Source organism: Actinoplanes sp. NPDC048796, assembly GCF_040650035.1.
GTDB lineage: Bacteria > Actinomycetota > Actinomycetes > Mycobacteriales > Micromonosporaceae > Actinoplanes.
The window spans coordinates 64,501-90,065 of record NZ_JBEZGO010000011.1 but is presented as its reverse complement, the minus strand read 5'-3'; the positions used below and the strand labels follow the sequence as shown (position 1 = coordinate 90,065).

21 protein-coding genes and 1 pseudogene are annotated in these 25,565 nt (G+C 71.6%); 14 read left to right on the top strand and 8 right to left on the bottom strand.

Features of this window, described 5'->3' with window-relative positions; all coding sequences use genetic code 11:
* Position 1: 1 nt before the first annotated feature.
* The 4 genes from AB0C26_RS34695 to AB0C26_RS34680 are packed head-to-tail and all read left to right on the top strand — an operon-like array spanning position 2 to position 4,772.
* A complete protein-coding gene (locus tag AB0C26_RS34695; RefSeq protein WP_360256290.1) occupies positions 2-1,678 on the top strand; it encodes a glycoside hydrolase family 43 protein in 1,677 nt (558 codons plus the stop codon).
* 12 nt (positions 1,679-1,690) lie between these two features.
* Positions 1,691-2,977, top strand: coding sequence for an extracellular solute-binding protein (locus AB0C26_RS34690; protein ID WP_360256287.1), 1,287 nt, complete (start codon positions 1,691-1,693; stop codon positions 2,975-2,977).
* Positions 2,978-2,982: 5 nt separating this feature from the next.
* Complete coding sequence (locus AB0C26_RS34685; RefSeq protein WP_360256285.1) at positions 2,983-3,954, top strand: sugar ABC transporter permease; 972 nt, start codon at positions 2,983-2,985, stop codon at positions 3,952-3,954.
* A gap of 2 nt (positions 3,955-3,956) precedes the next feature.
* A complete protein-coding gene (locus tag AB0C26_RS34680; RefSeq protein WP_360256283.1) occupies positions 3,957-4,772 on the top strand; it encodes a carbohydrate ABC transporter permease in 816 nt (271 codons plus the stop codon).
* A 6-nt stretch (positions 4,773-4,778) separates the two neighbouring features.
* Here AB0C26_RS34680 and AB0C26_RS34675 read toward each other — a convergent pair whose 3' ends face one another.
* Positions 4,779-5,858 carry a polyprenyl synthetase family protein gene (locus AB0C26_RS34675; protein ID WP_360256281.1) on the bottom strand — a complete coding sequence of 360 codons (1,080 nt, stop codon included), beginning with the start codon at positions 5,856-5,858 and terminating at the stop codon, positions 4,779-4,781.
* 59 nt (positions 5,859-5,917) lie between these two features.
* Between AB0C26_RS34675 and AB0C26_RS34670 the strand changes: the two genes are divergently transcribed.
* The 3 genes from AB0C26_RS34670 to AB0C26_RS34660 are packed head-to-tail and all read left to right on the top strand — an operon-like array spanning position 5,918 to position 8,145.
* Positions 5,918-6,379 (top strand): MarR family transcriptional regulator, encoded by a 462-nt coding sequence (locus tag AB0C26_RS34670; protein ID WP_360256279.1) that lies wholly within the window; start codon positions 5,918-5,920, stop codon positions 6,377-6,379.
* 3 nt (positions 6,380-6,382) lie between these two features.
* Positions 6,383-7,084: a ThuA domain-containing protein gene (locus AB0C26_RS34665; RefSeq protein WP_360256277.1), complete on the top strand. Its 702-nt coding sequence runs from the start codon at positions 6,383-6,385 to the stop codon at positions 7,082-7,084.
* Entirely contained in the window at positions 7,054-8,145 is a 1,092-nt protein-coding gene (locus AB0C26_RS34660) for a Gfo/Idh/MocA family oxidoreductase (RefSeq protein ID WP_360256275.1), read from the top strand. Before AB0C26_RS34665 ends, AB0C26_RS34660 begins: the two co-directional genes overlap by 31 nt.
* Positions 8,146-8,151: 6 nt before the next feature.
* Here the strand turns inward: AB0C26_RS34660 and AB0C26_RS34655 are convergent, their stop codons facing one another.
* The 3 genes and pseudogenes from AB0C26_RS34655 to AB0C26_RS34645 all read right to left on the bottom strand — a co-directional run bounded on the left by AB0C26_RS34655 (position 8,152) and on the right by AB0C26_RS34645 (position 9,801).
* Positions 8,152-8,520: a nuclear transport factor 2 family protein gene (locus AB0C26_RS34655; RefSeq protein WP_360256273.1), complete on the bottom strand. Its 369-nt coding sequence runs from the start codon at positions 8,518-8,520 to the stop codon at positions 8,152-8,154.
* A gap of 404 nt (positions 8,521-8,924) precedes the next feature.
* A pseudogene (locus tag AB0C26_RS34650) lies at positions 8,925-9,059 on the bottom strand (methyltransferase); the annotation flags it as partial.
* A 193-nt stretch (positions 9,060-9,252) separates the two neighbouring features.
* Positions 9,253-9,801: an EF-hand domain-containing protein gene (locus AB0C26_RS34645; RefSeq protein WP_360256270.1), complete on the bottom strand. Its 549-nt coding sequence runs from the start codon at positions 9,799-9,801 to the stop codon at positions 9,253-9,255.
* A 43-nt stretch (positions 9,802-9,844) separates the two neighbouring features.
* Between AB0C26_RS34645 and AB0C26_RS34640 the strand changes: the two genes are divergently transcribed.
* Entirely contained in the window at positions 9,845-10,306 is a 462-nt protein-coding gene (locus tag AB0C26_RS34640) for a GNAT family N-acetyltransferase (protein WP_360256268.1), read from the top strand.
* 445 nt (positions 10,307-10,751) lie between these two features.
* Positions 10,752-11,984: an alpha/beta fold hydrolase gene (locus AB0C26_RS34635; protein ID WP_360256266.1), complete on the top strand. Its 1,233-nt coding sequence runs from the start codon at positions 10,752-10,754 to the stop codon at positions 11,982-11,984.
* Between the two features lie 221 nt (positions 11,985-12,205).
* Here AB0C26_RS34635 and AB0C26_RS34630 read toward each other — a convergent pair whose 3' ends face one another.
* Positions 12,206-12,616, bottom strand: a complete 411-nt coding sequence (locus AB0C26_RS34630) for a MarR family transcriptional regulator (protein WP_360256264.1) — start codon at positions 12,614-12,616, stop codon at positions 12,206-12,208.
* Positions 12,617-12,670: 54 nt separating this feature from the next.
* Here AB0C26_RS34630 and AB0C26_RS34625 point away from each other — a divergent pair, with 54 nt between their 5' ends.
* The 3 genes from AB0C26_RS34625 (at position 12,671) to AB0C26_RS34615 (ending at position 17,784) form a co-directional block, all read left to right on the top strand.
* Positions 12,671-13,492, top strand: a complete 822-nt coding sequence (locus AB0C26_RS34625) for an alpha/beta hydrolase (protein ID WP_360256262.1) — start codon at positions 12,671-12,673, stop codon at positions 13,490-13,492.
* A gap of 107 nt (positions 13,493-13,599) precedes the next feature.
* Positions 13,600-15,546: a translation factor GTPase family protein gene (locus AB0C26_RS34620; RefSeq protein WP_360256260.1), complete on the top strand. Its 1,947-nt coding sequence runs from the start codon at positions 13,600-13,602 to the stop codon at positions 15,544-15,546.
* A 39-nt stretch (positions 15,547-15,585) separates the two neighbouring features.
* Complete coding sequence (locus AB0C26_RS34615) at positions 15,586-17,784, top strand: EAL domain-containing protein (protein ID WP_360256258.1); 2,199 nt, start codon at positions 15,586-15,588, stop codon at positions 17,782-17,784.
* 10 nt (positions 17,785-17,794) lie between these two features.
* On the opposite strand, the gene AB0C26_RS34610 is transcribed toward AB0C26_RS34615, so the two are convergent.
* Entirely contained in the window at positions 17,795-20,167 is a 2,373-nt protein-coding gene (locus tag AB0C26_RS34610) for a ricin-type beta-trefoil lectin domain protein (protein WP_360256256.1), read from the bottom strand.
* A 133-nt stretch (positions 20,168-20,300) separates the two neighbouring features.
* Between AB0C26_RS34610 and AB0C26_RS34605 the strand changes: the two genes are divergently transcribed.
* Positions 20,301-21,401, top strand: a complete 1,101-nt coding sequence (locus tag AB0C26_RS34605) for a ricin-type beta-trefoil lectin domain protein (RefSeq protein ID WP_360256254.1) — start codon at positions 20,301-20,303, stop codon at positions 21,399-21,401.
* A gap of 4 nt (positions 21,402-21,405) precedes the next feature.
* Here AB0C26_RS34605 and AB0C26_RS34600 read toward each other — a convergent pair whose 3' ends face one another.
* Complete coding sequence (locus AB0C26_RS34600; protein WP_360256251.1) at positions 21,406-23,067, bottom strand: polysaccharide deacetylase family protein; 1,662 nt, start codon at positions 23,065-23,067, stop codon at positions 21,406-21,408.
* 165 nt (positions 23,068-23,232) lie between these two features.
* On the opposite strand from AB0C26_RS34600, the gene AB0C26_RS34595 reads away from it, so the two are divergent.
* Entirely contained in the window at positions 23,233-24,891 is a 1,659-nt protein-coding gene (locus tag AB0C26_RS34595) for a phospholipase D-like domain-containing protein (RefSeq protein ID WP_360256249.1), read from the top strand.
* Here AB0C26_RS34595 and AB0C26_RS34590 read toward each other — a convergent pair.
* Positions 24,882-25,472, bottom strand: coding sequence for a hypothetical protein (locus tag AB0C26_RS34590; protein ID WP_360256247.1), 591 nt, complete (start codon positions 25,470-25,472; stop codon positions 24,882-24,884). The two genes, AB0C26_RS34595 and AB0C26_RS34590, sit on opposite strands and share 10 nt — an antisense overlap.
* Positions 25,473-25,565 lie beyond the last annotated feature (93 nt).

The following is a 25,565-nucleotide window of genomic DNA, read 5'->3' as shown; positions in this document are numbered from 1 at the left end:
CATGACGATTGCCAAGTCCGCTGCCGCCACCTCCGGTGGCGGCAGCGCGGACCACCAAGTGATCCGGAACCCGGTGCTGCCCGGGTTCCACCCCGACCCGTCCATCCTCCGGGTCGGTTCCGACTACTACATCGCCACGTCGACGTTCGAGTGGTACCCGGGCGTCCGGGTGCACCACTCGGCCGACCTCGTCCACTGGGAGCCGCTCGGCGGGGTGCTGACCGAGCGGCGGCTGCTCGACCTCACCGGCGCCGCGGACTCGTGCGGCATCTGGGCGCCCAACCTGACGTACGCCAATGGGCTGTTCCACCTGCTCTACACCGACGTGGCGACGTTCGCCGGCGGGTACTGGGACCCGCAGAACTATCTGGTGACCGCGCCCAGCATCACCGGCCCGTGGTCCGACCCGGTCGTCCTGCACGGCCGGGGGTTCGACGCGTCGCTGTTCCACGACGAGGACGGCACCACCTGGATGCTCTCCATGCGGGCCGACTGGCGGCCCGGCCACAACCGCTTCGCCGGCATCGAGATCCAGCGGTACGACCATCGCGAGCGCCGCCTGACCGGACCGGCCCGGCTGATTTTCACCGGCACCGGCGCCGGGCTGACCGAGGCGCCCCTCGTCTACCGCCGGGACGGCTGGTACTACCTGGTCACCGCCGAGGGCGGCACCAGTTGGACCCACCAGGTCACCGTCGCCCGGTCCCGGCAGCTGTTCGGCGAGTACGAGGTGGACCCGGCCGGTCCCCTGCTGACCTCGGCCGGGCGCCCGGAGCTGACCCTGCAGAAAGCCGGCCACGGCAGCCTCGTGGAGACCCCGTCCGGCGAGTGGTACCTGGCCCACCTCGTCGCGCGGCCCTACACGCCGTACGGCCGCTGCGTCCTGGGCCGCGAGACCGCCCTGACGAAGGTGGAATGGCCGGCCGGCGCTTGGCCCCGCGTCCGCGACGGCGTGCCGGCCGAACGGACCCCGGCCCCCGCCGGCACGGCGGCGACCACGCGGCCGCCCTCCTCCGAACAGTTCGAGGACGACCACTTTGACGCCCCGGCGCTCGGCCCCAACTGGTCGACCCTGCGCCGCCCGGCCACCGCCGACTGGATCGACCTGACGGCCCGGCCCTCACACCTGCGGATCCGGGGCGGCCGCTCCCCGATGGGACGGCACCAGCCGAGCCTGGTCGCCCGCCGGGTGACGGCCCAGCGGTGCACGTTCGAGGCGATCGGCGAATTCGCGCCCGGCAACACCCGCCAGCTGGCCGGTGTCACGGCGTACTACAACTCCCGCAACTGGTATTACCTGCACCTGACCGCCACGGACGACGGCACGCCCGTGCTCGGGGTGCTCCGCTGCGACAGCGGGCGCGTGACGGTCGTGCCGGGCGCTTCGGCCCCGCTCGACGGCGTGCGGCGGGTGGGCCTGCGCCTGCGCCTGGACGGGCCGGCCCTGACCTTCGCCTACACGACGGCCCCGGACACCGGGAACGGCTGGCGCGACCTCGGCCTCTGCTTCGACGCCACCACGCTGTCCGACGAGTACGCCGCCACCATCGTGCCCGGCGAGCCCGAGGCCTGGGGATTCACCGGCGCCATGGTCGGGCTCTGGGTCCAGGACCTGGGCGCCGAGGGCGCGTACGCCGACTTCGACCGCGCTGTGTACCGCACCGAACCCGACACATGAAAGGTGATCGCCTTGGCAGCTAAAAGGATTCTCACTGTGGCGGCCGTGCTCGCCCTGAGCGCCGCCGGCCTGGCCGCCTGCGGAGGTGACGACGACGGCTCGGACTCGGGCGGCGACGTCACGATGCAGTTCTGGCACAACGCCACGACCGGTCCCGGTAAGGCCTTCTGGGACAAGACGGTGGCCGACTTCCAGAACGCCCACCCCAACGTCAAGATCAAGATCCAGTCGGTCCAGAACGAGGACCTGGACGGCAAACTGCAGACCTCACTGAACTCCGGCTCCGCGCCGGACATCTTCCTGCAGCGCGGCGGCGGGAAGATGGCCGCGATGGTCGAGGCGGGCCAGCTCAAGGACATCACCGGCGACATCACCGCCGAGACGAAGCAGGCCGTGGGCGACGCCGCGCTCAAGACCGGGCAGGTCGAGGGCAAGTCGTACGCCATCCCGGTGTCCATTCTTCCCGGCGGTTTCTGGTACAGCAAAGACCTGTTCCAGAAGGCCGGCATCACCGCGCCGCCGACCACGCTGGAGGAGCTGAACACCGTCGCCGGCAAGCTCAAGGCGAACGGGACGCCGATCGCGCTCGGCGGCAAGGACGCCTGGCCGGCCGCGCACTGGTACTACTTCTTCGCCCTGCGCGCCTGCAGCCAGGCCTCGCTCGACGCCGCGGCCAAGGACAAGAACTTCGGCGACCCCTGCTGGACGAAGGCCGGCAAGGACCTCGAGACCTTCGCCGCCAGCAAACCCTTCAACGACGGTTTCCTGACCACCTCGGCCCAGCAGGGCGCGGGCAGCTCGGCCGGCCTGGTGGCCAACCACAAGGCCGGCATGGAACTGATGGGTTCCTGGGACCCGGGGGTCATCGCCTCCCTCACCAAGGACGCCAAGCCCCTGCCCGATCTCGGCTTCTTCCCGTTCCCGGCGGTCTCCGGCGGCCAGGGCGACCCGAGCGCGATCATGGGCGGCGCGGACGGCTACTCCTGCTCGGCGAAGGCGCCGAAGGAGTGTGCCGACTTCCTCAACTACATCCTCACCAAGGACGTCCAGGAGGGCTACTACAAGGCCTTCAACTCGATCCCGGTCAGCAAGCAGGCTCAGGGCGCCGTCACCGAGGACTACCTCAAGGCGGTCCTCGAGGCCTACAACAAGGCGCCGTACGTGTCGCAGTGGCTCGACACGGTGTACGGCCAGAACGTCGGCAACGCCCTGAACATCGGGGTGGTGAACCTGCTCGCCGGCAAGGGCGACGTCGCCGGCATCATCCAGGCCGTCAACGACGCGGCCAAGAAGGGCTGAGCAGCGTGACGGTCACCGAGGTACGGGCCGGTGGTGGCGTGCAGGCGCCGCCGCCGGTCCGGCCCCGCCGGCGCGGTATCGGCTGGGCCCAGCGGCTGGAGATCGTGGCCCTGTCCGGCCCGGCGATCCTGATGTTCACCGGCTTCGTGATCTTCCCGGTCCTGATGGCCGCCTACTACGGCTTCTACCGCTGGAAGGGCTTCGGGCGGCCCACCGACTTCGTCGGCCTCGACAACTACCGGACCATCCTGCAGGACAGCGCGTTCCACGAGGCGCTGTGGCACAACGGGCAGATCGTCGTCCTGTCGCTGGTCCTGCAGGGCCCGATCGCCCTCGGTCTCGCCCTGCTGCTCAACCAGCGGATCCGCGGCCGGTCGGCGATCCGGGTGCTCATCTTCGTCCCGTACGTCATCGCCGAGGTCATCGTCGGCACCGCCTGGGCGCTGCTGCTGCAGACCAACGGCGCGGTGAACGACGTCCTGAAGTCGATCGGCCTGGGCGGGCTGGCCGCGGACTGGCTGGCGAACCCGGGTCTGGCCATCTGGACGCTGATGATGATCCTGACCTGGAAGTACGTCGGGTTCGCGGTGATCCTGTTCCTGGCCGGCATGCAGAACATCCCGGGTGAGCTGGCCGAGGCGGCCGCCGTCGACGGCGCGTCCTACTGGCAGGTCCAGCGGCACATCACGCTGCCCCTGCTCGGCCCGACGATCCGGATCTGGGCGTTCCTGTCGATCATCGGCGCTCTGCAGCTCTTCGATCTCGTCTACATCATCTGGGGCCAGTACGTGGCCTCCACCGCCGGCACCTCGACGATGGCGACCTACATGGTCACCGAGGGCCGCAACGCCGGCAACTACGGCTACGGCAACGCGGTGGCGGTCGTGCTCTTCATCATCTCCATGGTCATCGCGCTGGTGTACCAGCGTTTCGTCCTGCGCCGCGACACCGAGGGCGCGCTCACCGGAGGGCGGTAGCCATGAGCAACCGCAACCTGGCCGTCTACGCCGCGGCGCTCGCGCTGATCGGTCTCATGCTCGGCCCGGTCGTGTACATCATCCTCGGCGGCTTCCGCACCAACTCGCAGATCACCGTCGACCCGGCGGGCCTGCCCGACCCCTGGGAGCTCGGCAACTACACCGGAGTGCTGACCAGCGACACCTTCTGGCGCCAGGTCGGCAACTCGACCATCGTGGCCGTGGTCACCACCGTCGGCGTGGTCACGCTGGGCGTCATGGCCAGCTACGTCCTGGCCCGCTACCGGTTCCGCGGCCGGGGTGCGATGTACGCCCTGTTCGCGGCGGGCCTGATGTTCCCGGCCACCGTGGCCATCACGCCGCTGTACATCCTGGTGAAGAACCTGGGCCTGGTGAACACCCTGCCCGGCGTCATCCTCCCGCAGATCGCCTTCGGCCTGCCCACCACGATCATCATCCTGGTCCCGTTCCTGCGGGCGATACCCCAGGAGATCGAGGAGGCCGCGGCCATCGACCGGTGCGGCCGGCTCGGGTTCTTCTGGCGGATGGTGCTCCCGCTCTCGGTGCCGGGCCTGATCACCACCGGGATCCTGGCCTTCATCGGCAGCTGGAACAGCTACCTGCTGCCGCTGTTCATCCTCAACGACCAGGACACCTTCACCCTGCCGCTGGGCGTGCAGGCGTTCTCCTCGGTGTACTCGGTCGACACCGCGAAGGTGCTCGCCTTCACGTCCCTGTCGATGATTCCGGCCCTGGTGTTCTTCAGCCTCTTCGAACGCCGCATCGTCGGCGGCCTGACCGGCGCCGTCAAGGGCTGACCGGGGTCAGGAGACCCGATCGGTGGCCGCCCGGGCCAGGCCGGTCAGCACCGATCGGCTCGCCTCGTCGATCGGCGCGGCGGCCAGGGCGGCCAGGGACCGCTCCAGCCGATCGGCGATCATGCCCTCGACGGCGCCGAGCGCGCCCGTGTCCACGATGATCCCGCGCAGCGTGTCGAGGCCCGCGTCGTCGAGGGCGGGCGCGCCGAGGAGCGCGTCGGCCTGGGCTCGGCGCGGCCCACCGGCGCGCTCGAGGGCCAGCGCGATCAGGACCGTGCGCTTGCCCTCGCGCAGGTCGTCCCCGGCCGGCTTGCCGGTGCGGGCCGGGTCGCCGAACACGCCCAGGATGTCGTCGCGCAGCTGGAACGCCTCGCCCAGGGGCAGGCCGTACGCGGACAGGCGGCCCAGCAGCTCGTCGCCGGCCCCGGCCAGCCGGGCGCCGAGCAGCAGCGGGTGCTCGACCGTGTACTTCGCGCTCTTGTACCGCACGACCCGGTGGGCCCGTTCCAGGGCGCCCTCCCGCCGGCCGCCGGCGATCGCCTGCTCCAGCAGGTCGAGATATTGGCCGCCCATCACCTGCGTACGCATGCTGTTGAAGACCGTGCGTCCCCGGGCCAGCGTGAGCGGGTTCAGGCCGCTGTCCGTGTAGAGTTCGTCGCTCCAGGCCAGGCACAGGTCGCCGGCGAGGACGGCCGCCGACTCGCCGAAGCGGCCGGCGTCGCCGCGCCAGCCGTGCTCGTGATGCAGGGCGGCGAACCGGCGGTGGATGGCCGGGGCGCCCCGGCGGGTCTCCGAGGCGTCCATGACGTCGTCGTGGATCAGAGCCGCTGCCTGGAAGAACTCGAGCGCCGCGGACGCGCGGACGATGCCCGGCCCGTCGGCGCCGCCGGCGGCCCGCCAGGCCCAGTAACAGAAGGCGGCCCGCAGCCGCTTGCCGCCGTTCAGGAAGCCGGTGAGATAGCGCACGATCGGGGCACAGTCGGCGCTGACGTCGGCCAGGATCGTCGCCTGCGCCGTCAGGAAGTCGTCGACCTCCCGCTGCACGCGCGAGGCCAGGTCCGGCTGCGCGTCTATCTCACTTGTCATGATTCTCGTTATACAAGTAGTTAGAAATTCTCGCTACATGATAGCCGTATGATGTCGGCGTGACCACGCCCCCACAGCCGCTCCGCAGCGCGCTGGCCCGCGCGGTCCGCGAGGTTCTGCAGGCCAACGGTGAGGCGTCACACAGCCTGGCCCGCCGGCTCGGTGTCGGCATCACCGACGCCGTGGCCCTCGACCACCTGCTGAGCAGCCCCGACGGGCTCGGGCCGACCGAGCTCGGGCAGCGCCTCGGCATTCGTTCGGCCTCGGCCACCACCGTCGTCGACCGGCTGGACGCGGCCGGGCACGCGCGCCGGGTCCCCCACCCGTCCGACCGGCGCCGGCAGACCGTGGTCGCGACCGGCCACGCGTACGCCGAAGTCCTCGACGCGCTGACCCCGCTGCTGAACCGGATCGAGGAGGCGGCCGCCCGGCTCACTCCCGAACAGGCGGCCGCCGCGACCGGATTCCTGCACGAGGTCGCCGCGGCTATGCACGACTACGCCGAATCTGATAGTCGTTGATGAATGAGAGCTTTGGTGGTTCGCGGCGGATGGGAAGGGCACCAGCCGGTCGCGGCCACCGAGCTCTTCCTGCCGTTCCTCGCGTCCAGCGGTTTCGAGGTCCGGGTCTGCGACACGACGGCCGTCTACGCTGACGCGCCGGTGATGGCCGAGACCGACCTGATCGTGCAGTGCGTCACCATGTCGTCCATCGAACGCGACGAGGTCGCCGGGCTACGGGCGGCCGTCGCGGCCGGCACCGGGTTCACCGGCTGGCACGGCGGCATCGCCGACTCGTTCCGGGCCTCGTCCGACTACCTGCAACTGGTCGGCGGCCAGTTCGCCACCCATCCGGGCAAGGAGCCCGGCGCCCGCGACGGCGACGAGACCGACAACTTCCTGCCCCACCGCATCGAGCTCACCGCGCTGGGCCGGGAACACCCGATCACGGCCGGGCTCGGCGACTTCGAGCTCACCACCGAGCAGTACTGGGTGCTGCACGACGACCTGAACGACGTGCTCGCCACCACCACCCATCCGGTCCGGCCGTGGCATCCGTGGCGCCGGCCCATCGTCTCCCCGGCCGTCTGGACCCGGCAGTGGGGCGACGGCCGGGTCGTGGTCAGCACGCCCGGCCACAGCCCCGACGTGCTGCGGGACGAGAACGTGCGCACCATCGTCGAGAGGGGAATGCTGTGGGCCGCCCGCACCGCGTCGGCATCGTAGGCACCGGGTACATCTCCGGGGCGTACCTGTCGACACTGGCCGGGCATCCGGCCGTACGGATCGCCGCGGTCGCCGACCTCGACACCGCGCGGGCCGCGTCGGTCGCCGACGGCCTCGACGGATGCCGGGCCCTGGAGGTCGGGCAACTGCTGCGGGACGAGCACGTCGACACGGTCCTCAACCTCACGACGCCCGCCGCGCACGCCTCGGTCGCGCTGGGTGCCATCGGTCACCGCAAGCAGGTGTACGGCGAGAAGCCGCTCGCCGCCGATCTGCCGGCCGCCCGCTCGGTGCTCGACCGTGCGGCCGCCGCCGGCGTGGCGGTGGGCTGTGCCCCCGACACGGTGCTCGGCACGGGAGTGCAGACCGCGCGGGCCGCCGTGGACGCCGGGATGATCGGCCGCCCGCTGTCGGCGGTGGCCGTGATGGCGACGCCCGGCCACGAGCGCTGGCACCCGAACCCCGACTTCTACTACCGGCCCGGCGGCGGCCCGCTGCTCGACATGGGCCCCTACTACCTCTCGGCCCTGGTCCACCTGCTCGGCCCGATCGTGGCGGTGACCGGCGCCGCGTCCCGGCTGCGCGACACCCGGGTGATCGGCTCGGGCCCACGCGCCGGCGAGCGGATCGAGGTGGCGGTCGACACCCACGTGACCGGCGTCCTGCACCACGCCGGCGGCGCCCTGTCGACCATCACCACGAGCTTCGACGCGGTCCGGACCACGGCCGCACCCATCGAGGTCCACGGCGAGACCGGCTCCCTGGCCGTCCCCGACCCCAACCACTTCGACGGGGAGGTCCGCCTCTTCGAGCTGGGCGCCGGCGACTGGCGCACGCTCAGCCCGTCGGCCGGTTACGCCGGCGCGGCCCGAGGCATCGGCCTGCTCGACATGCTCACCACCGGCTTGCCCCGAGCCGGCGGCGACCTCGCCCTGCACATCCTCGACGCGATGACATCCCTGCTCGACTCCGCCGAGCGGGGCCGTCGCGTCGACCTCACCACCACCGCCCAGCGCCCCGAACCCGTGCCACTGACCGCACCGGAGACGTGGCGGGCCTGAGCCGCCCTATCGGGACGTCGCCCGGCCCACAGTGATCTTGCCGTACACGTCCTTCGCGGCGATCCGGCCATCGCGCACTCGATAGACGTCGAGCCCGCGCAGAACCGTGCCGTCGTCGGCCGGGGGCCACCGCCACTCGCAGACCACTCGATCCCCGGCCGCCCAGACCGGCCCGAGGACCGGCCCCTCGCCGGGACCGAGCTGCTCAGCGAACACCTTGCTGACTTCGTCCCGGCCGTGAACGGCGCCGGCCGGCCCGTCCCAGGCGTTCGGGCAGTACATCACGTCGTCGGCGAGCAGCGCTGACACCGCCGCCAGGTCGCCGAGCTCCCAAGCGGCGTTGAAGCGCTCGATCAGTCCCCGTGCATCCACCATGTCGAGCACGATAGATGGGTCACCGGGCAAGGCCGCACATCGGCGGGCCGGCTTGGCGGCGTCGAACCACGACGTCAGGCCGGGGCGGCCACGATGAGGCCGGAGGGCGGTGGCAGCTCGCGCAGGCCGGCGAACTGCCAACCCGTGGCGCTGAGCCAGTCGGCGACCTCGTCCACCTGGTACAGGTCGCCGCGCCGACGGGTGCGGTGCCATGTCGGTGCGCCACCAGTCGACCAGCAGCAGGCGCCCGCCGGGGCCGACAGCCGCGCGTGCCCGGCGGAACAGCTCGGCGATCCGCTCGGGCGGAAACAGGTGCCCCACGTTGGCGACCAGGACGGCGTCATGCCCGCCGGGCAGCGGCGCGGCGAAGATGTCCTGCCCCACGGCGGTGAGGCGGCCGCCGACGCCACCTCGGGCAGATCGACCAGGGTGGCGCTGAGATCGGGGTACGTGGTGAGGATCGGCTTGACGAACGTGCCGTAGCCGCCGCCCCCGTCGAGCAGCCGCCGGCGCGGGCCGAAGTCGTAGCCGCGGGCCAGGTCGGCGGCGGTCTCGGCGGTGACCAGCGCGACGGCCGCCGTCGCGCACCAGCAAGCCCGCGTCGGCCAGCAGGTCGGCCATCGCGCGGGCGCTGCGCTCGGGAACGGAGCATCGCTCGGCCAGTTCGGCCGGGCCGCGGCGCCATCGGCCTGCTCGGTGGTCGCGTCACCTCCGTTGCCGAGGCTCGGCGATCTAGCGTTCGATGTGGCCGAAGAAGAGGCTGGCCGGGGAGTCGAGCTCGGGTGACGTGAAGAAATCCCGGATGGCGCCGATGAATTCGCCGCGGCTGATCCGGCCGTCGTCGTCGGTGTCCAACTCGAGGAAGACGTTCAGCGCCTCGAGGTCCGACACCCCCCACGCCTCCAGGAACACCTTGTACTCCGGCTTGCTGATGGCGTCGTCCGCGTCGGTGTCCATCACGTCGAAGATCGCCTGCGGGACCACCTCGGCCATGGCGAACTGGCTCCGGTCGGCACCCGCGGCGCGGTTCGCGGCCACGAACTGCTCCTGGGACAGCCGGTCGACGCCGTTCACGTGCCGCAGCAGCTCCGACCAGTACGTCTGGTAGGCGGCCCGCAGCGCGTGCGCCCGGCGGTCCTCCGCCGGGATGCCGTATCCGTTCAGGTAGCGGCCGGTCAGGCGCTCATAGTCGCTCCAGTCGACGAATCCGTCCCCGTCAGTGTCGCTCGCCTTGAACAGATGCCCCAGCTTCACGGCGAGCGGATCAGCGCCATCGGTCATGTTGCCCGGCCTCCACATGATTGGTTTGCTCCATTATGTTGGAGTGACTGATGTAGCTGTGTGGCCCCTCACCATCCGGGATCGGCGGCCGGAGGACCTCGACCGGTGCGTGGACGTTCTGCGTCAGGTGCGACTGGCCAACGGCTATCCGGCGAAGTGGCCCTCGGATCCGAGAGCCTGGCTGGACCGGGGAGAGTTCGACCAGTCGTGGGTGGCCGAGAGCATGCCTGGTCTCATCGTCGGGCACGTGGCCGTCCAGAACGGCCGGGAGGTCACGCGGTTGTTCGTGGCGCCCGCGGCCCGGCGCCTGGGTGTCGCCGGCGCCATGCTCGACCACGTGAGCATCTGGGCCGGCGGCCGGCTCATCCTCAACGTCGTGGACAAGCCGGACTCGGCCGCGGTCGCGTTCTACGAGGGCACGGGGTGGCGGTACACCCGTACGACGACTGCTGATTGGACTGGTCCGCGCGGGGAGGCGGTGCGGTTGCGGCACTACGTCCGATAGACCGCGCGCAAGGCTTAGGGCTCGGTGGCTGGGCGCCGGCGCGCAGAGGTGCGAGGGACGTGCGCCGAGTTTCAGCGCGCGACTACCGGGAATCGATGATCGCGAGTGGAAGGGGGTGATGTCCAATGGAGAGGGATGGCCCAGGGCCGTACAGCAAACGAACGATGCGGATGCTGGCCGTAACGGGGCCGATCCTCGGCATCCTCGTGTTGGGCTGGGGAATCAGGGACGCTGTCGCGGGTGATCCGGATGCGCCTTTGATGCTCGGCATCGGGGTGGCGTGCGTGGCCGTTTTCGCGGTAGGCATCCCGTTGGCCCGGCGCCGCGGGCGCATGTAGCTGCCACGGTTGCGGAGCGGTTCAAGGCTGAGGTACAGCCTGCTGTACCCGAGATCGGGTAGCTGGCCGGATCGATGTCGGGGCCCGCGGAAAATAGCGTTTCCGCTATGACAACTTCCGCTACGTCAAAGACGAAGAACCGCCGCCGGCTGGCGGTTGCGCTGACCGCCGCCGCCGTTCTGGCCGGCAGTGTGGGAGTCGCGCACGCCGAGCCGGGCGCCGGCCCGGCCCTCGCCGCCGCCGCGCAGCCGGTGGGCTGGGCCGGGATCGTTCGTGAGCAGGTGCGCATCGACTTCGGTAAGGGCTGGGTCACCCAGGCCGAGCTCACCTATCCGCGGGGCGCCCGCGGCCGGCTGCCGCTGGTCGTCATGCTGCACGGCAGCGGGCACAACGACATGAACCAGACGCTGCCGGAGGGCAAGGGCGCGACCTTCGTACCGCTGGCCCAGGCCGCGTCCCGGGAGGGTTTCGCCACGCTGCGGTTCAACAAGCGGGGCGTGACCGGGGTCGGCCCGGTCGAGAGCACCGATCCGGCCCAGCTCAACCCGAAGAACCCGTACGCCCAGATCCAGCGGGACGCCGCGTCGGCGATCCGCTTCGGCGCCGCGTCGCCGAAGGTCGACCCGTCGCGGATCTTCCTGCTCGGGCACAGCGAGGGCACCAATGTGGCCGCCAACCTGGCCGCCGACCCGAAGGCGTACGGCATTCCCAAGCCGGCCGGCGTGATCGCGATGGGCGTCGTCGGGCAGGACATCAAGGAACTGCTGACCCTGCAGCTGTTCGGCCGGATGTTGCTGCAGCTGCACGACGAGTTCGACGTCGACGCCGACGGCAGCCTGACCGCCACCGAGGCGGCCGACGGCCTGATCGGCCAGCCCACCGAGGTCGCCGCCCAGATCCGGCCGGTCCTGCTCGACGGCCGTAAGGTGCGGGCGAGCACCGACACCAACGGCGACGGGCGGATCGCCATCGACGCCGAGGCCGGCGCCGTGCTGCGTAAGGCCACCGGCATCGACAACTACCCGGACGTGCCGGGCCTGGAAGGGCTGCGGGACTACGTCGAGGACATCGCCCGCTTCCCGACGGTGACCGAGGCCCTGCCCCGGTTCACCGGGCCGACGCTGCTGCTCAACGGCGAGAACGACCTGCAGACCCCGGCCCGGGTGGCCCGGACGGCCGACGCCGCGGTGGCCGCGGCCGGCAACAAGGACCACAAGATCATCGTCTACCCGGGCATGGCGCACACCATGAACATCACCCCGAAGTTCGTCCCCGAGTTCGGCGACCCGGACCGCCAGGTCGTCACCGACATCCGCGCCTGGCTCCGGTCCCACCGCTGAGGCGGTGACCGGCGTCACCGCCCGCCCGGGAGTACCGGCGGTCGCCGGCCGGTTGCACAGGGAGCCGGTGTGGCCAGTGTCCCAGGGCCTCACCTCATAGCCTTCGCGGAATACCGTTCGGCCGGAGCCGCGTCGCGCCACTCGCCTTCAGGCGACCTCCACACCGGCTCAGCTCGGCGAAAGCCCGGCGCCCACCAGGCGCCGGGCTTTTCCGTGCGCGGTCACCGCTGCCGGGGAACGAGCTTTCCCATCAGCTCGCCGAAGGTCGCCAGCTCCGCCGCGTCCAGCACACCGAAGGACTCCTCCAGGACGCTCTCCAGGATCACGCCGGCCTGGACCCGGAGCTCGTCGCCCTTGCCGGTGAGCCGATGCCGGGCCGCGCGGCCGGGGCCGGGCACCCGCTCGATCAGGCCACGGTCGACCATGCGGGCGGCCAGGGCGCCGAACGACTGGTCGGTCTGGAAGGTCAGCTGCGCCAGGTCGTGCAGCGAGGCCCCGGGGTTCTCGTGCAGGTGGCGCAGCGCGTCCCACTGCACGAGCGTGACGCCGAGCGGGGCCAGGCGCTCGTCGGCGGTGCGGTGGTGCCGCGCCTGCAGGCGCTTGACGGACAACCCGAGCTCAGCCAGTTCCATGGCGGCCACCATACCAGGTTGCTTATATAAGCATGCTTAGTTAATGTCGATCGTATGGAGACGATCAGCTACACCTCGATCGGGGACGGGCGCCCGTTCCTGCTTCTGCACGGCGGCGGCGGGCCGCAGACAGTGGCCGGCTTCGCCGAGTTGCTGGCGGAGAAGCCGGCCCGGGTGATCACCCCGGTGCATCCGGGCTTCGGCGGGACGCCCCGCCCGGATGATCTGACCCGGCCCGGGCAGCTCGCGGCCGCGTACGACAAGCTCCTGACCGATCTTGACCTCGACGGCGTCACCGTCGTCGGCAACTCGCTCGGCGGCTGGATCGCGGCCGAGATGGCCCTGCTGAACAGTCCCCGGATCGCCGCGGTGATCCTCATCGACGCGGTCGGGATCGAGGTGCCCGGCCAGCCGATCGCCGACTTCTTCGCGCTCAGCTTCGCCGAGATCGCCCAGCACAGTTACCACGAGCCGGCGAAGTTCCGGATCGATCCGGCCGCGTTCACGCCGGAGCAGCAGGCGGCGATGGCCGGCAACCGGGCCGCCCTGGCCGTGTACTCCGGGAACGGCCGGATGTTCGACCCGGCACTGCGGGAGCGCCTGGCCGGTGTCACCACGCCGGTCCGGGTGATCTGGGGCGAGGCCGACCGCATCGCCGGCCCCGACTACGGGCGCGCCCTGGCCCAGGCCATCCCCGGCGCCGCGTTCGTGCTGCTCGACCGGACCGGTCACCTGCCACAGATCGAGACTCCGGAACGTCTGCTGGCCGAGGTCTGGGCCGCCCTGCCGCCGGCGCGGGGAAAAGCGGCGGCGCGGGGAAAAGCGGCGGCGCGGGGAAAAGCGGCGGCGCGGGGAAAAGCGGTGGCGCGGGGATGAGTGTCGTGCGACGGTGGTGGCCCGACCACGAACAGGAGTGACCATGCGAGCAGCTTCCACGCTCCGGACCCTGACCCGTCCTACCGTGGAGATCTGCTTTGGCCTTGGTGAACCTCGGGATCGTCGCCCATGTTGACGCCGGCAAGACCAGCCTGACCGAGCGCCTGCTCTTCGAGGCGGGCGCGGTCGACCGGCCCGGCAGTGTCGACGCCGGCACCACCCGCACCGACTCGATGGAGCTGGAGCGACGGCGCGGCATCACCATCCGGTCCGCCGTCACCTCGATCCGGCTCGGCGACCTCACCGTCAACCTGCTCGACACGCCCGGCCACCCCGACTTCATCGCCGAGGTCGAGCGGTCGCTGGCCGTGCTCGACGCCGCCGTCCTGGTCGTGTCGAGTGTCGAGGGCGTGCAACCGCAGACCGTCGCCATCTGGCGGGCCCTGCGCCGCATCGGCGTGCCGACGATGTTCTTCCTCAACAAGGTGGACCGCACCGGCGCCGACGTCGAACGCGTGGTGACCCAGTTGCGGGAGCGGCTGGCGGCGCGCCCGCTCGTGCTGACCACGGTCGACGGAACCGGCGGCCGCGACGCCCGGGTGCGGGCCGTCGACCTCGGCGCCGAGCCCGTCGTGGAGGCGGTCGCCGACGTCGACGACGCCCTGGCCGCTCGGTGGCTCACCGGCAAGCCGGTCGGCGTGCGGCACGTACGCCGGGCGGTCCGGCTGGCCGTGCGCGGGAACCGGCTCTTCCCGGTGGCGTGCGGCTCGGCCATCACCGGGGCCGGCGTCCCCCAGCTGCGGCGCTTGCTGGCCGAGCTGATCCCCCGCGGCGCTCAGGGCGACGGCCCGCTGGCCGGCACGGTGTTCGCCGTCGACCGCGACGACCACGGCCGGCGGGCCTGGCTGCGGTTGTGGTCGGGACAGTTGCGCGTACGGGACCGGGTGCAGTTGGCCGGGGACCGGCCGCGGCGGGTCACCCAGATCGCCGTCAGCGAGCCCGGCGGCGTGCACGTGCGGCCGTCGGCGTCGGCCGGGCAGATCGCGGCGGTACGGGGGTTGCCGGCCCGGATCGGCCAGCACGTCGGCGACCCGCCGCGCCGGCACCTCTACCGCTTTCCCCCGGCGACCCGGCAGGCGCTGGTCGAGGCGGTGGATCCGGCCCAGCGGCTGGCCCTGTTCGCCGGTCTGGCCGAGCTCGCCGACGAGGACCCGCTGGTCGACCTGCGGCTCGACGAGCACGAGGCGCAGGCGGTGATCCGCCTGCACGGCGAGGTTCAGAAGGAGGTCATCGCCGCCCTGCTGGCGGACCGGTACGGCGTCCGGGCCCGCTTCTCGGGCACGCTGACCGCCTGCATCGAGCGCGTGACGGGCACCGGCGACGGCGAGGACCGGATCAAGGAGCGCGGCAACCCGTACCTGGCCGGCGTCGGCCTGCGTATCGAGGCGGCCCCGGCCGGGCACGGCGTCGAGGTTCGCCCCGGCGTCGAGCCGGGCCGCCTGCCGCCGGCTTTCGTCGCGGCGACCGAGGAGGGGGTGCGCGCCGCCCTGCGCCAGGGCCGGCACGGGTGGCCGGTCACCGACTGCGTGGTCACCATGACGTCCTCGCAGTACTGGCCGCGGCAGAGCCGGCCGCATCAGAAGTTCGACAAGTCGATCTCGAGCGTGGCCGCCGACTTCCGCAATCTGGCCCCGGTCGTGGTGGCCGCGGCCCTGCGCCGGGCCGGCACCCGGGTCTGCCAGCCGATCGAGCGCTTCGACGTGAACCTGCCCCACGAGACGTTCGACGCGGTCGCGGCGCTGCTGGGCCGGCTCGGCGCGGTCATCGACGACACCACCACGGCCGGCGGATATCTGGAGGTGAGCGGCACCCTCCCGTCGTCCCGCGTTCCCGAGGTGGTCGCCGCCCTGCCCGACCTGACGGGCGGCGAGGCCGTCCTGACCACACACTTCGACCATTACGCGCCGGTCGCCGGCGACCACCCGCCCGCGCTGCGCCGGCGCGGCCCCGACCCGGCCGACCGGGAGGAGTGGTTCCGCGCCGTCCCCCGCTGACCGGCTCATACCCGGGCCCGGCCTGCCGATGGGATGCTCATGCCGCTGCACCTCGACGATCACGGGGCCGACTACTGGGCGCGCCAGATCCGGGTGGGCTCGGTCATCGCCATGCTCGCCACGCTTCTCGGCGCGGCCCAGGTGATGTACGTCTGGGAGGGTGACCGGCGCTGGTGGGCGCTGCCGCTGGTGGTGGCGGGCGTCGGCCAGGGAGTCCTGGCGGGAATGCCGTGGGGGCGGTGGGTGCGGCGCCCGCGCGTACGCTCGGCCCTGGTCCTGTGGTGGGTGGTCGAGCTGCCCGTCCTGGCCGCGCTGGCCTACTTCGACCCGTACGGCGTCGTCTTCTATCTGCCGTACGCCATGTTGATCGTCATTCTCGCCACCGCGCTCTTCTCGGCGCCCGTCGTGGCCGGCCTGGGCACCCTGGCCATGGCGGGTTTCCTGGCGCTGCTCGGCGGCCATCCCGGCACGAGCGCGGTGCTGGTCATCGGCCTGGTGGCGGTGATGGCCTGCGTGGTGCTGATCAGCACGATCATCGCGCACAACCGCCGGCGGCTGGACGAACGGCGGCGGGCGGCCGAACGGCGTACCGGCGCCCTGCTGCAGAACTCGCCCGAGGTGGTCGTCGCCATCGGGCCGGACGGTGCCGTCCGCTACGCCACGCCGTCGCTCCAGACCGTGCTCGGGTACGCGCCGCCGGAGGTCACCAGCACGCTGCTGGCCGCCCTGGTCCACCCCGACGACCTCCCCCGGCTGCGCAGCTGGATGGCGGCGCTGCGGGCCTCGGCGCCGGGCGCGACCGCCGAGATCGAGACGCGGCTGCGCCGGGCCGACGGGTCGTGGGCCGTGCTGGACGCCATCGGCACGAACTGCCTGCGCGACCCCGACCTGGAGGCCGTCGTGCTGAGCGTGCGCGACGTCGGCGCCCGCAAGGCCCTCGAGGAGCAGCTGAGCCGGCAGGCGTTCACCGACTCGCTGACCGGCCTGTCCAACCGGGCGCTGTTCCGCGACCGCCTCCAGCACGCCACCTCGCGCCGGGAAGCCGAGGTGACGGTCCTGCTCATCGACCTGGACGACTTCAAGGACGTCAACGACAACCTCGGGCACAGCGCCGGCGACGAGCTGCTGACCACGCTGGCGGCCCGGCTGCGCGAGAACGTCCGCCCCGGCGACACCCTGGCCCGTCTCGGCGGCGACGAGTTCGCCGTGCTCATCGAGGACCTTGACGGCCGGGACGCCGGCGCGCTGGCCGAGCGGCTGCTGCACGAGCTGCGCCAGCCGGTGCCGGTGGCCGGCCGCGACCTGCGCTGCACCGCCAGCATCGGCGTGGCCGACGGTCACGGGCTCACCGGCGACGAGTTGCTGCGCAACGCGGACCTGGCCATGTACGCGGCCAAACGGCACAGCCGCAACGCGTACGCCCTGTTCGACGAGGCCATGTACGCCAGCGTGGTCAACGAGGCCCAGCTGCGCCAGGAGATGGAGCAGGCCCTGGCCACCGACCAGTTCCTCGTCCTCTACCAGCCCGTCGTCGACATGCCCACGCAGCGGCTGACCGGTGTCGAGGCGCTGGTCCGCTGGCAGCACCCCGTGCACGGCCTGCTCGGCCCGCAGCATTTCATCGACAACGCCGAGGAGAGCGGACTGATCGTCCCGCTGGGCCGGTGGGTGCTGCGCGAGTCCTGCCACCAACTGGCCGGCTGGGGCCGCCCCGGCCTGCGGATGAACGTCAACCTGTCGGCCCGCCAGTTCCAGTACGCGGGCCTGGTCGACGACGTCCGCGCGGCCATCGCCGACTCCGGCATCGACCCCGCCTGCCTCACCCTGGAGCTCACCGAGTCGATGCTCCTGCAGGACATCGACACTGCCTCGGAGACCTTGCAGGCTCTGCGGCGGCTCGGCGTCCGGCTGGCCATCGACGATTTCGGTACGGGGTACTCCTCGCTCAACTACCTCAAGCGGCTCCCGGTCGACATCCTCAAGATCGACCGGGCCTTCGTCAGCCAGGTCGCCACCGACCCCGAGGACAAAGCCCTGGTCGACGCCGTGGTCAGCCTGGGGCAGGCGTTGCAGCTGAGCACGGTGGCCGAGGGCATCGAGACCGACGACCAGTGGGCCACCCTGCAGAGTCTCGGCTGCGACTACGGACAGGGCTTCCTGTTCGGCCGCCCGTCGGATCCGGCGGCCATCGAACGCCTGCTCGCCGCCGAACCGGCCGCGCGGGCCGGCGCCGCCTGAGCGCCGCCCGTCACGACCGGGTCCATCGCTGGTTGCTGCCGCCGTTGCAGGACCACAGGACGACGGCCGTGCCGTTGGCCGTGCCCTGCCCGGTGACGTCCAGGCAGAGTCCGGACTGGACGCCGGTGATGGTGCCGTCGGCGTTGATCCGCCACTGCTGGTTGCCGCCGCCGTTGCACGTGAGGATCTGCACCCGGGTGCCGGCGGACGAGCTCGGAGCGTCCAGGCACTTGGTCCCGTACACGGTCAATTGATTGCTCGAAGTGGCCGTCCATCGCTGGTTGGCGCCGCCGTTGCAGTCCCAGATCTGCACGGCCGCCCCGTCGGCCTGACTCTGCCCGTTGACGTCGAGGCAGCGGTTCGAGCCGGCGCCGCGGATCTCGCCGGTGGGGCTCGTGCCGCCGCCGAGCGGGGTGATGGTCAGGTTGTCGAACTGGGCCGTCACGCCCTGCCCGGTGGCGTAGCCGACCTGGCCCGCCACCCAGGCCGAGTCCGAGGCGCTGCCGACCGTGACGCCGTCGATGGCCGCGGTCACCGTGGCGCCGTTGAGGGTCAGGGCCAGCTTGTGCCAGCGGCCGGTGCCCAGCGCCGTCGTCGTGCCGCTGGCCAGGGTCCGCTGGTTGCCGCTGGTGTTGTTGCTGCGCAGCGACCACTGCCCGTTGTCGGCCACCCGCAGGTAGTACGCGTTGAGGTTCTGCGGGCCGTCGTGGTTGTAGTTGCCGGCCCGGCCGACGAGCTGGACGTAGCCGGACTTCTCGAGCAGGACGTCGGAGGAGACGGTGTAGTTGCGCCAGTTGACGTCGCCCAGCAGCGTGAACGGCTCGGCGTGGCCGGAGGTCCAGAAGATCGGCGCCTGCTCGGACATCTGCCGTACGCACTGGCCGGTGCGGCCGGCGGCGCACGGGGTCACCTCGAAGGAGCCCTGGTGGTCCGACAGGTATTTCGCCTGCCGCCCGCTCGCGTAGCTGTCGAAGTCGTCGGCGTACGGCAGGGCGAGAGCGCCCTGGGCCGGGCTGACCGCGGTGCCCTTGCCCTGCCCGGTGGTGGTGGTGAGGCTGTAGACGTGGCCGGGCTGCACGGTCAGCGAGAACGACCCGTTGGACGGGGTGATGTCGGCGCGCCGGACGAAATGGTCGGCCGGGTTGCTCGACCTGACGTCGGTGGACCACACGTGCACGGTCCCGGCCGACAGGCCGCCGGTGACGGAGAACTGGAGGTCCTGGGCCGAGCCGGCGTCGATCGTCTCGATGACGGTGCTGTAGTCGCTGCCGTTCGGCGCCTTCAGGGAGACGTAGCTGCCGTTGTTGCGGTTGCCGCCGAGGTAGCCGGTGGAGCTGTCCAGGTAGCGCCACCCGGGTGCGGTGAACTGGGTGGTGTGGCCCATCACCCAGGTGTTCTTGCCGATCGAGTAGTAGCCGGACCAGGGTTGCGGCGCCACCGCCACCCCCGTCGTCGCCCACGGGACGTTCGGGGTGATCGCCGCGATGACCGGCCAGTTCAGGTACGCGGTCATCTTCCCGTCGATGTAGTCCCGGTTGATCCCCCGGGCCAGCGCCGGCGCGCCCCCGTTGTAGTCGTCCGAGCCGTTCTCGCTGGCCCACAGCGTCTTTCCCGAGTTCACCGCGGTGGTCGTGCTCGGGCAGTTCGTCTGCGCGCTGCGGTAGCCGCAGACGTAGTGGCTGCCGAACACCGACACGGCGTTCGCGAACGCCGGGTCCCGCTGCGCGTCGTCGGCCGAGCCCCAGCCGAAGTCGTCCGAGGCCACAATCTTCACGCCGGCGTACCCGCGGGAGTTCAGCGCCGCGCGCAGGTTCTTGTACCAGGCCAGGTCGCGGCCGCGCTCGTTCCAGCCGCCGAGGTAGTCGATCGTCAGCCCGTGCGAGGTGGCGCAGCCGAGCCAGGCGATCAGGTAGTCGATCGAGTCGTTCGACCAGAAGTTGCCGTTGCCGATCCAGCCCGGGGCGCCCCACGACAGCCCGACGAGCTTGATGTTCGGGTTGCGGGCCTTGGCCTGGGCCATCATCCACCACTCGTACCCGCGGTCGCAGTTGACCGCGCCCCGGGTGTGCTCGTGACTGGGCTCGGCCCCGGAGGTCGAGTTGGTGTCCCCGCCGATCTCGACCTTCATGATCTGCATCGCCGCGCCGTAGCCGGGCTTGAACAGGTAGTCGAGGATCTGCGTGCGCTGCGGCTCGGGATAGTCGAACAACAGCCGGCTGTTGCCGCCCCCGCCGCTGATCGCCCCGACCCCGTCGAACACCCGCCCGCCGGAGGAGCCGTTGATGGTGATGGCCGTCGCGGCCTGCGCCGGGGACGGGCCGATCACCAGCGCGCCGGTGATCATCAGCAGCAACAGCGTGGCCACACGAATCAGAGCAGTCATGCCCTGAAGTTAACGTTCACAACGATGGCGGTCAATGAAACCTGGTCGTAACAATTTTTCCCGAGATCGATTCGCCAGATCGTGCGAATCGGCCCCGTTGAATTGATAGATGTGAATGTTAACATCCGAAACCATGCGTAAACGACAAGGCTGGCTCCACGCCGCTCTCGCCCTGGGTCTCTGCCTCACCGGCGCTCTCGCCCCGGCCGGCGCCGCGCACGCGGCCGAGAGCAACGGCGGGGTCCGCGTCATGCCCCTGGGCGACTCGATCACCGAGGGCACCCAGGTCCCCGGCGGCTACCGCATCGGCCTCTGGCAGCGGCTGGCCGGCGCCGGCTACCGCGTCGACTTCGTCGGCTCGCAGGTCAACGGGCCCGCCAACCTCGGCGACCACGACCACGAAGGCCACCCGGGCTGGCGGATCGACCAGATCGACGCCAACATCACCCGCTGGCTGCAAGCCACGACCCCCCGCACCGTGCTGCTGCACATCGGCACCAACGACGTTCTCCAGAACTACAACGTCGCGTCCGCGCCGAGCCGGCTCTCCACCCTGATCGACCACATCACCGCGGCCGCGCCCGCCGCCGACGTCTTCGTGGCCACGATCATCCCGCTGGCCTCGGCCGGCCAGGAGGCGGCCGGCCGCACCTTCAACGCCGCCCTCCCCGGCATCGTGCAGAGCAAAGTGGCCGCCGGCAAACGCGTCCACCTGGTCGACATGCACGCCGCCCTGACGACCGCCGACCTCATCGACGGCGTCCACCCCACGGCCGGCGGGTACGACAAGATGGCCGCGACCTGGTACGCCGCGCTGCGCTCGGTGCCCGGCGCCATCGGCGACCCCGGCACCCCGTCCGGCCCGGCACTGGTCAGCGCCGCCTCCGGCCGCTGCCTGGACGTGCCGAACGGCAGCACCACCAACGGCACCCAGCCGATCATCTGGGATTGCAGCGGCGCCGCCAACCAGCAGTGGACCGCGTCCGGGTCGACCCTGCGCTCGGTCGGCAAATGCCTCGACTCGCCGACCAACGCCACCGCCGGGGCCAAGGCGCAGCTCTGGGACTGCACCGGCGGCGTCAATCAGCAGTGGACGACGGGCAGCGACGGCACCATCCGCAACAACCAGTCCGGGCTCTGCCTCGACGTCCGGAGCAACCAGACCGCCAACGGCACGCCGGTCGTGCTGTGGACCTGCACCGGCGCGGCCAACCAGCGCTGGACCCGGCGCTGACGGGTCAGCTCTGCAGCTCCACGAACCGCAGGCCCCGCGCCTGCAGGGCGGGGATGACGACACTGAGGGCCTTGTACGTCTGGGACCGGTCGCCGCCGCCGTCATGACACAGCAGGATCTGGCCCGGGCGGGCGGCCATCAGGCGATGCTCGATCGTGGGGACGCCCGGACGGGACCAGTCGCGCGGGTCGACCGTCCAGTCCAGCGGAAGCAGTCCGGCCTGGGCGACCGAACGCAGAAGCTGCGGCGACCAGTCACCGCCGGGCGAGCGGAACAGCTTGGGAGTGTTGCCGGTCGTGTTCTGGATCTTCGCCTGCGCCTTGCGGATCTCCTTGCGCACGAGCGCGTCGGGCCGCCCGGCCAGTTTGGTGGGATGACTCCAGGTGTGATTGGCCAGCTGGTGCCCGGCCCGGGTGACGGTCTTCGCGACGGACTCGTGGCCGAGCACCTGGTTGCCGATCATGCAGAACACGGCCGGGACGTGAAATTTGGCGAGCAGCCCCAGGATCTTCGGCGTCCACACCGGGTGCGGGCCGTCGTCGATGGTCAGCGCGATGGCGTCGGCCGGGAAGGCGGCGGCGCCGGTCGCCTGCCGGTACTCGGCGAGCGTCGAGATCGCCCGATGCTGCACGGGCGCCGGCGGCGTGGTGGCGGTCGTGGCCTCGGGCGTCCGCGGCCTGGTCGTGGCGGGCGAGACGGCGGTGACGGGGTTCTTCTCACCATCGGATCCACCGGCGGCGGCAACGGCGACGGCGCCACCGACGACAGCGACCCCGGTCACGCCGGAGAGCCCGAGAAGAAATTGCCGCCGGGTCAGAGCCCTCCGGGCAGGTGCGGCCGTACGCCCATCGGCCGCACCGGGGAGCATCACGGTCGCTTCCCCGCCCGCCGCTCCCATCGGCGTCGCGGCATCGCGCACCGCCCGAGCCGACATCGCAACCGTCGGCTCAGCCCCGGCACCCCTCGCCACCGTCACGTCATCCGGACCGGCCCCGGCGGCCATCGCCACAGTCGCCTCATCCGGAACAACCGCGGCGGGCATCGCCACGGTCGCCTCATCCGGACTGGTCCCGGCGGCCATCGCGACCGTCGCCTCATCCCGAACAACGGCGGCGGGCATCGCCACGGTCGCCTCATCCGGGACAACTGCGGCGCGCATCGCGACCGTCGCCTCATCCGGACTGGTCCCGGCGGCCATCGCGACCGTCGCCTCGTCCGGACTCGCGGCATCCGGCAGCGCGGCGGTTGATTCGCGCGCCTTTTCCGTTTCGTCCGTGGGCGGAGGTGGGGTAATCGCGACGGTAGGCTCGCCGGCCGGGCCGATATTGGCGGTGGGCTCGTCGGCCGTGATGGGCTCGTCCGCAGGGGTGGTCACCGCGGTCGGCTCGCCCTCCGACGTGATCGCCGCGGTCGGCTCGCCCTCCGACGTGATCGCCGCGGTCGGCTCGCCGTCCGACGTGATCGTGGTCGTCGGCTCCTCGGCCGGAGTGATCGTCGCGGTGGGCTCGTCGGCCGAGGTGATCCTGGTCGTCGGCTCCTCGGCCGGGGTGACCGTCGCGGTGGGCTCGTCCGCTGGGGGGATCGCGGTGGTGGGCTCGTCGGCCCGGGTGCCGGTGGGGTCGGATGGGGTGCCGGCGGGATCGGCCGGGGTGGGTTCGGCGGGCATCGGGCACCTCCGCTTCGTCGACGCTGTCCACGTGCCGGGCGGGTGCCGGGGCTACGTAGATCATCTTCAGCGGGCGACGGTAGCACTCGGTGCCCAGCACCCGGGCCGCCGCGGTACGGGGGCCGGGCGTCGACGCGCCCACCGCTTTCCGATGTAATCACGGGCATGCCGCACGCGTCGCCACTGACTGATCTGATCGGCCGGTACCTGCCACCGGCCACCGAGGCGTGCCCGGTCTTCGCCGAGAACTCGCACTTCGAGCCGATCATCGACGGCGTCGCCTACTTCACCGAGCTGGACGGCCACATGCGCGCCCTCGGCCCCGGCGACGCCGTCTACATCGCCAGCTACCAGGCCGATCCCCACCTCGACCTCACCGGGCGGGTCGCCGGCGAGACCGGCTACCGGCCGTTCACCGACGTTCTCGCCGAAAAGGCCGCGACCGGCACCGACGTACGGATCGTGCTCAGCGCCGCCGAGTTCTCCGGCGGCGTGCCCTGGCTGCCGGTCGGGCCGTTCCGGGCCAACACCATCGCGGCCCGGGTCATCCGGGCCTGGAAGCCGTCGTCCCACGATGTCCTGACGCCGCTGGAGGACCGGGTCCTGCTCGACTGGTCCGGGCCGCTGATCGGCTCCAACCACCAGAAGCTCGTCGTGTTCCGCCACGGTGGCGTCCTCACCGCGTACGTCGGCGGCCTTGACCTTTATCCCAACCGCTTCGACCACAACCCGCACCATCGGCTGAAGCTCGGCCACCGCCGGTGGGGATGGCACGACGCCGCCGCCCGCCTGCGCGGCCCGGCCGCCGTCCGGGTGTGGGAGACGTTCCGGTTCCGCTGGCAGAACACGGCCGACCTGCCACCCCGGTACATCACCAAGAACCTGCCGGCCGAGTATTTCCACCTGCCCGGCGGCGGTCTCACCTGGATCAACCCGGTGAAACCACCGCGTGACCTGCCTCCGGTGCCGGACCAGCCGGAGCATCCGGCCGACGGGACCGCGGTGCAGGTGGTGCGCTCCTACCGGCCGTGGTCGCTGTACCGCCACCGCGGCCTGCGCCGGATGCGCCGGGCCAACGTCGTCCGGGCCGGCATCCAGGAGATCTACCACTCGATGATCACCGCGATCGGGGCCGCCGAGCGCTACATCTATCTGGAGGACCAGTACTTCCACGAGTCACCGGGCGGCGACCCTCGGTTTCAGCTGTACGGGCAGTTGCGCGCGGCGGCCGAGCGCGGCGTCAAGATCATCCTGGTCGGTTCGGGCCGCCGCGACCCGGCCGACGGCGGCGACAGCACGGTACGCCCCGTGATCACCCGCGATCTGCGGTGGCGGGTCCTGGCCAAGCTGCCGGTGGAGTGCCGGCGCAACGTGGTCATGTACCGGGTCGACAACCTGACCGTCCACACGAAGCTGATGCTCGTCGACGACGTGTTCGCCAGCATCGGCTCGGCGAACTTCTTCAGCCGCTCGATGGTCGGCACCGACAGCGAGATCACGTCCACCTTCGTCACCACCGGCCCGCTGGTCCGCGACCTGCGCACCCGGTTGTGGGCCGAGCACCTGCGCACACCCCTCGACGACCGGCTGACGCCGGCCCTGGCCGACCTGGACACCGCCCTGGGCATCTGGCGCCGCGAGTGGCTGCCGGCCGGCCACCCACCGGACACGTGGCGCCGCCCGGGTCTGCCGGCCGGCTTCGCCCCGGCCGAGCGCGCGCTGACCCCGGCCCGCTGGTCGGCCGCCATCTGGCGCCGGGAAAAAGCGCGCCGGGATAAAGCGCGCTGGGAGAAAGCACGCCGGGAGAGGCGATCTCAGCCATAGATCACGGTCAGGGTCAGCGGGGCGAGCGCGCCTTCGGTGTTGCCGATGACCATCAGCATCAGGAGCACGCAGCCGGCGGCCGACAGGACGCCGGCGCCCACCAGCAGCCGGCGTCCGGCGGACCGGCGCAGGAGTGACCGCCACAGGAGCACGGTGAGCGTCACCAAGCCCACGAGCAGGACCGCACAGATGACGGCCTTGGGCCGCTGCCAGGCGAGCCGCTCGTCGATCGCCCGCTGGAGCGCCGGTGAGAGCTCGGCCCGCCCGGCCTCGAGCCACCGCCGGCCGACCGGCGAGAAGGCCGTTCCGGACAGCGTCCGCCGGGGGTCGACGACGCTGGTCACGTTGGCCCAGACGGCCACGGCCATGACCAGGCTGAGGACCAGGCTCGTCACCCCGAAGCCGAGGTAGGCCCGCCGTTCGAAGGTGTGGCGGCGGGCCCGCCGGAACCGTACCCACGAGAACACGCAGAACAGCAGCAGGAGAACGGTGAAAAGGCCGCCGACGACGAGGAACACGATGTGGTAGTTCCGGTCGTCGGCCAGGACACGGTCGTACGCGGGACTGGTCTCGAAGGACATGGATCCGACCGTAGGAAGCACCGGGCGCCGAATCCTCGGACCTCGTGATGGTCTTCCTCCCGGGCTCTACGACCAAAGGATGAGGCGAAGCTC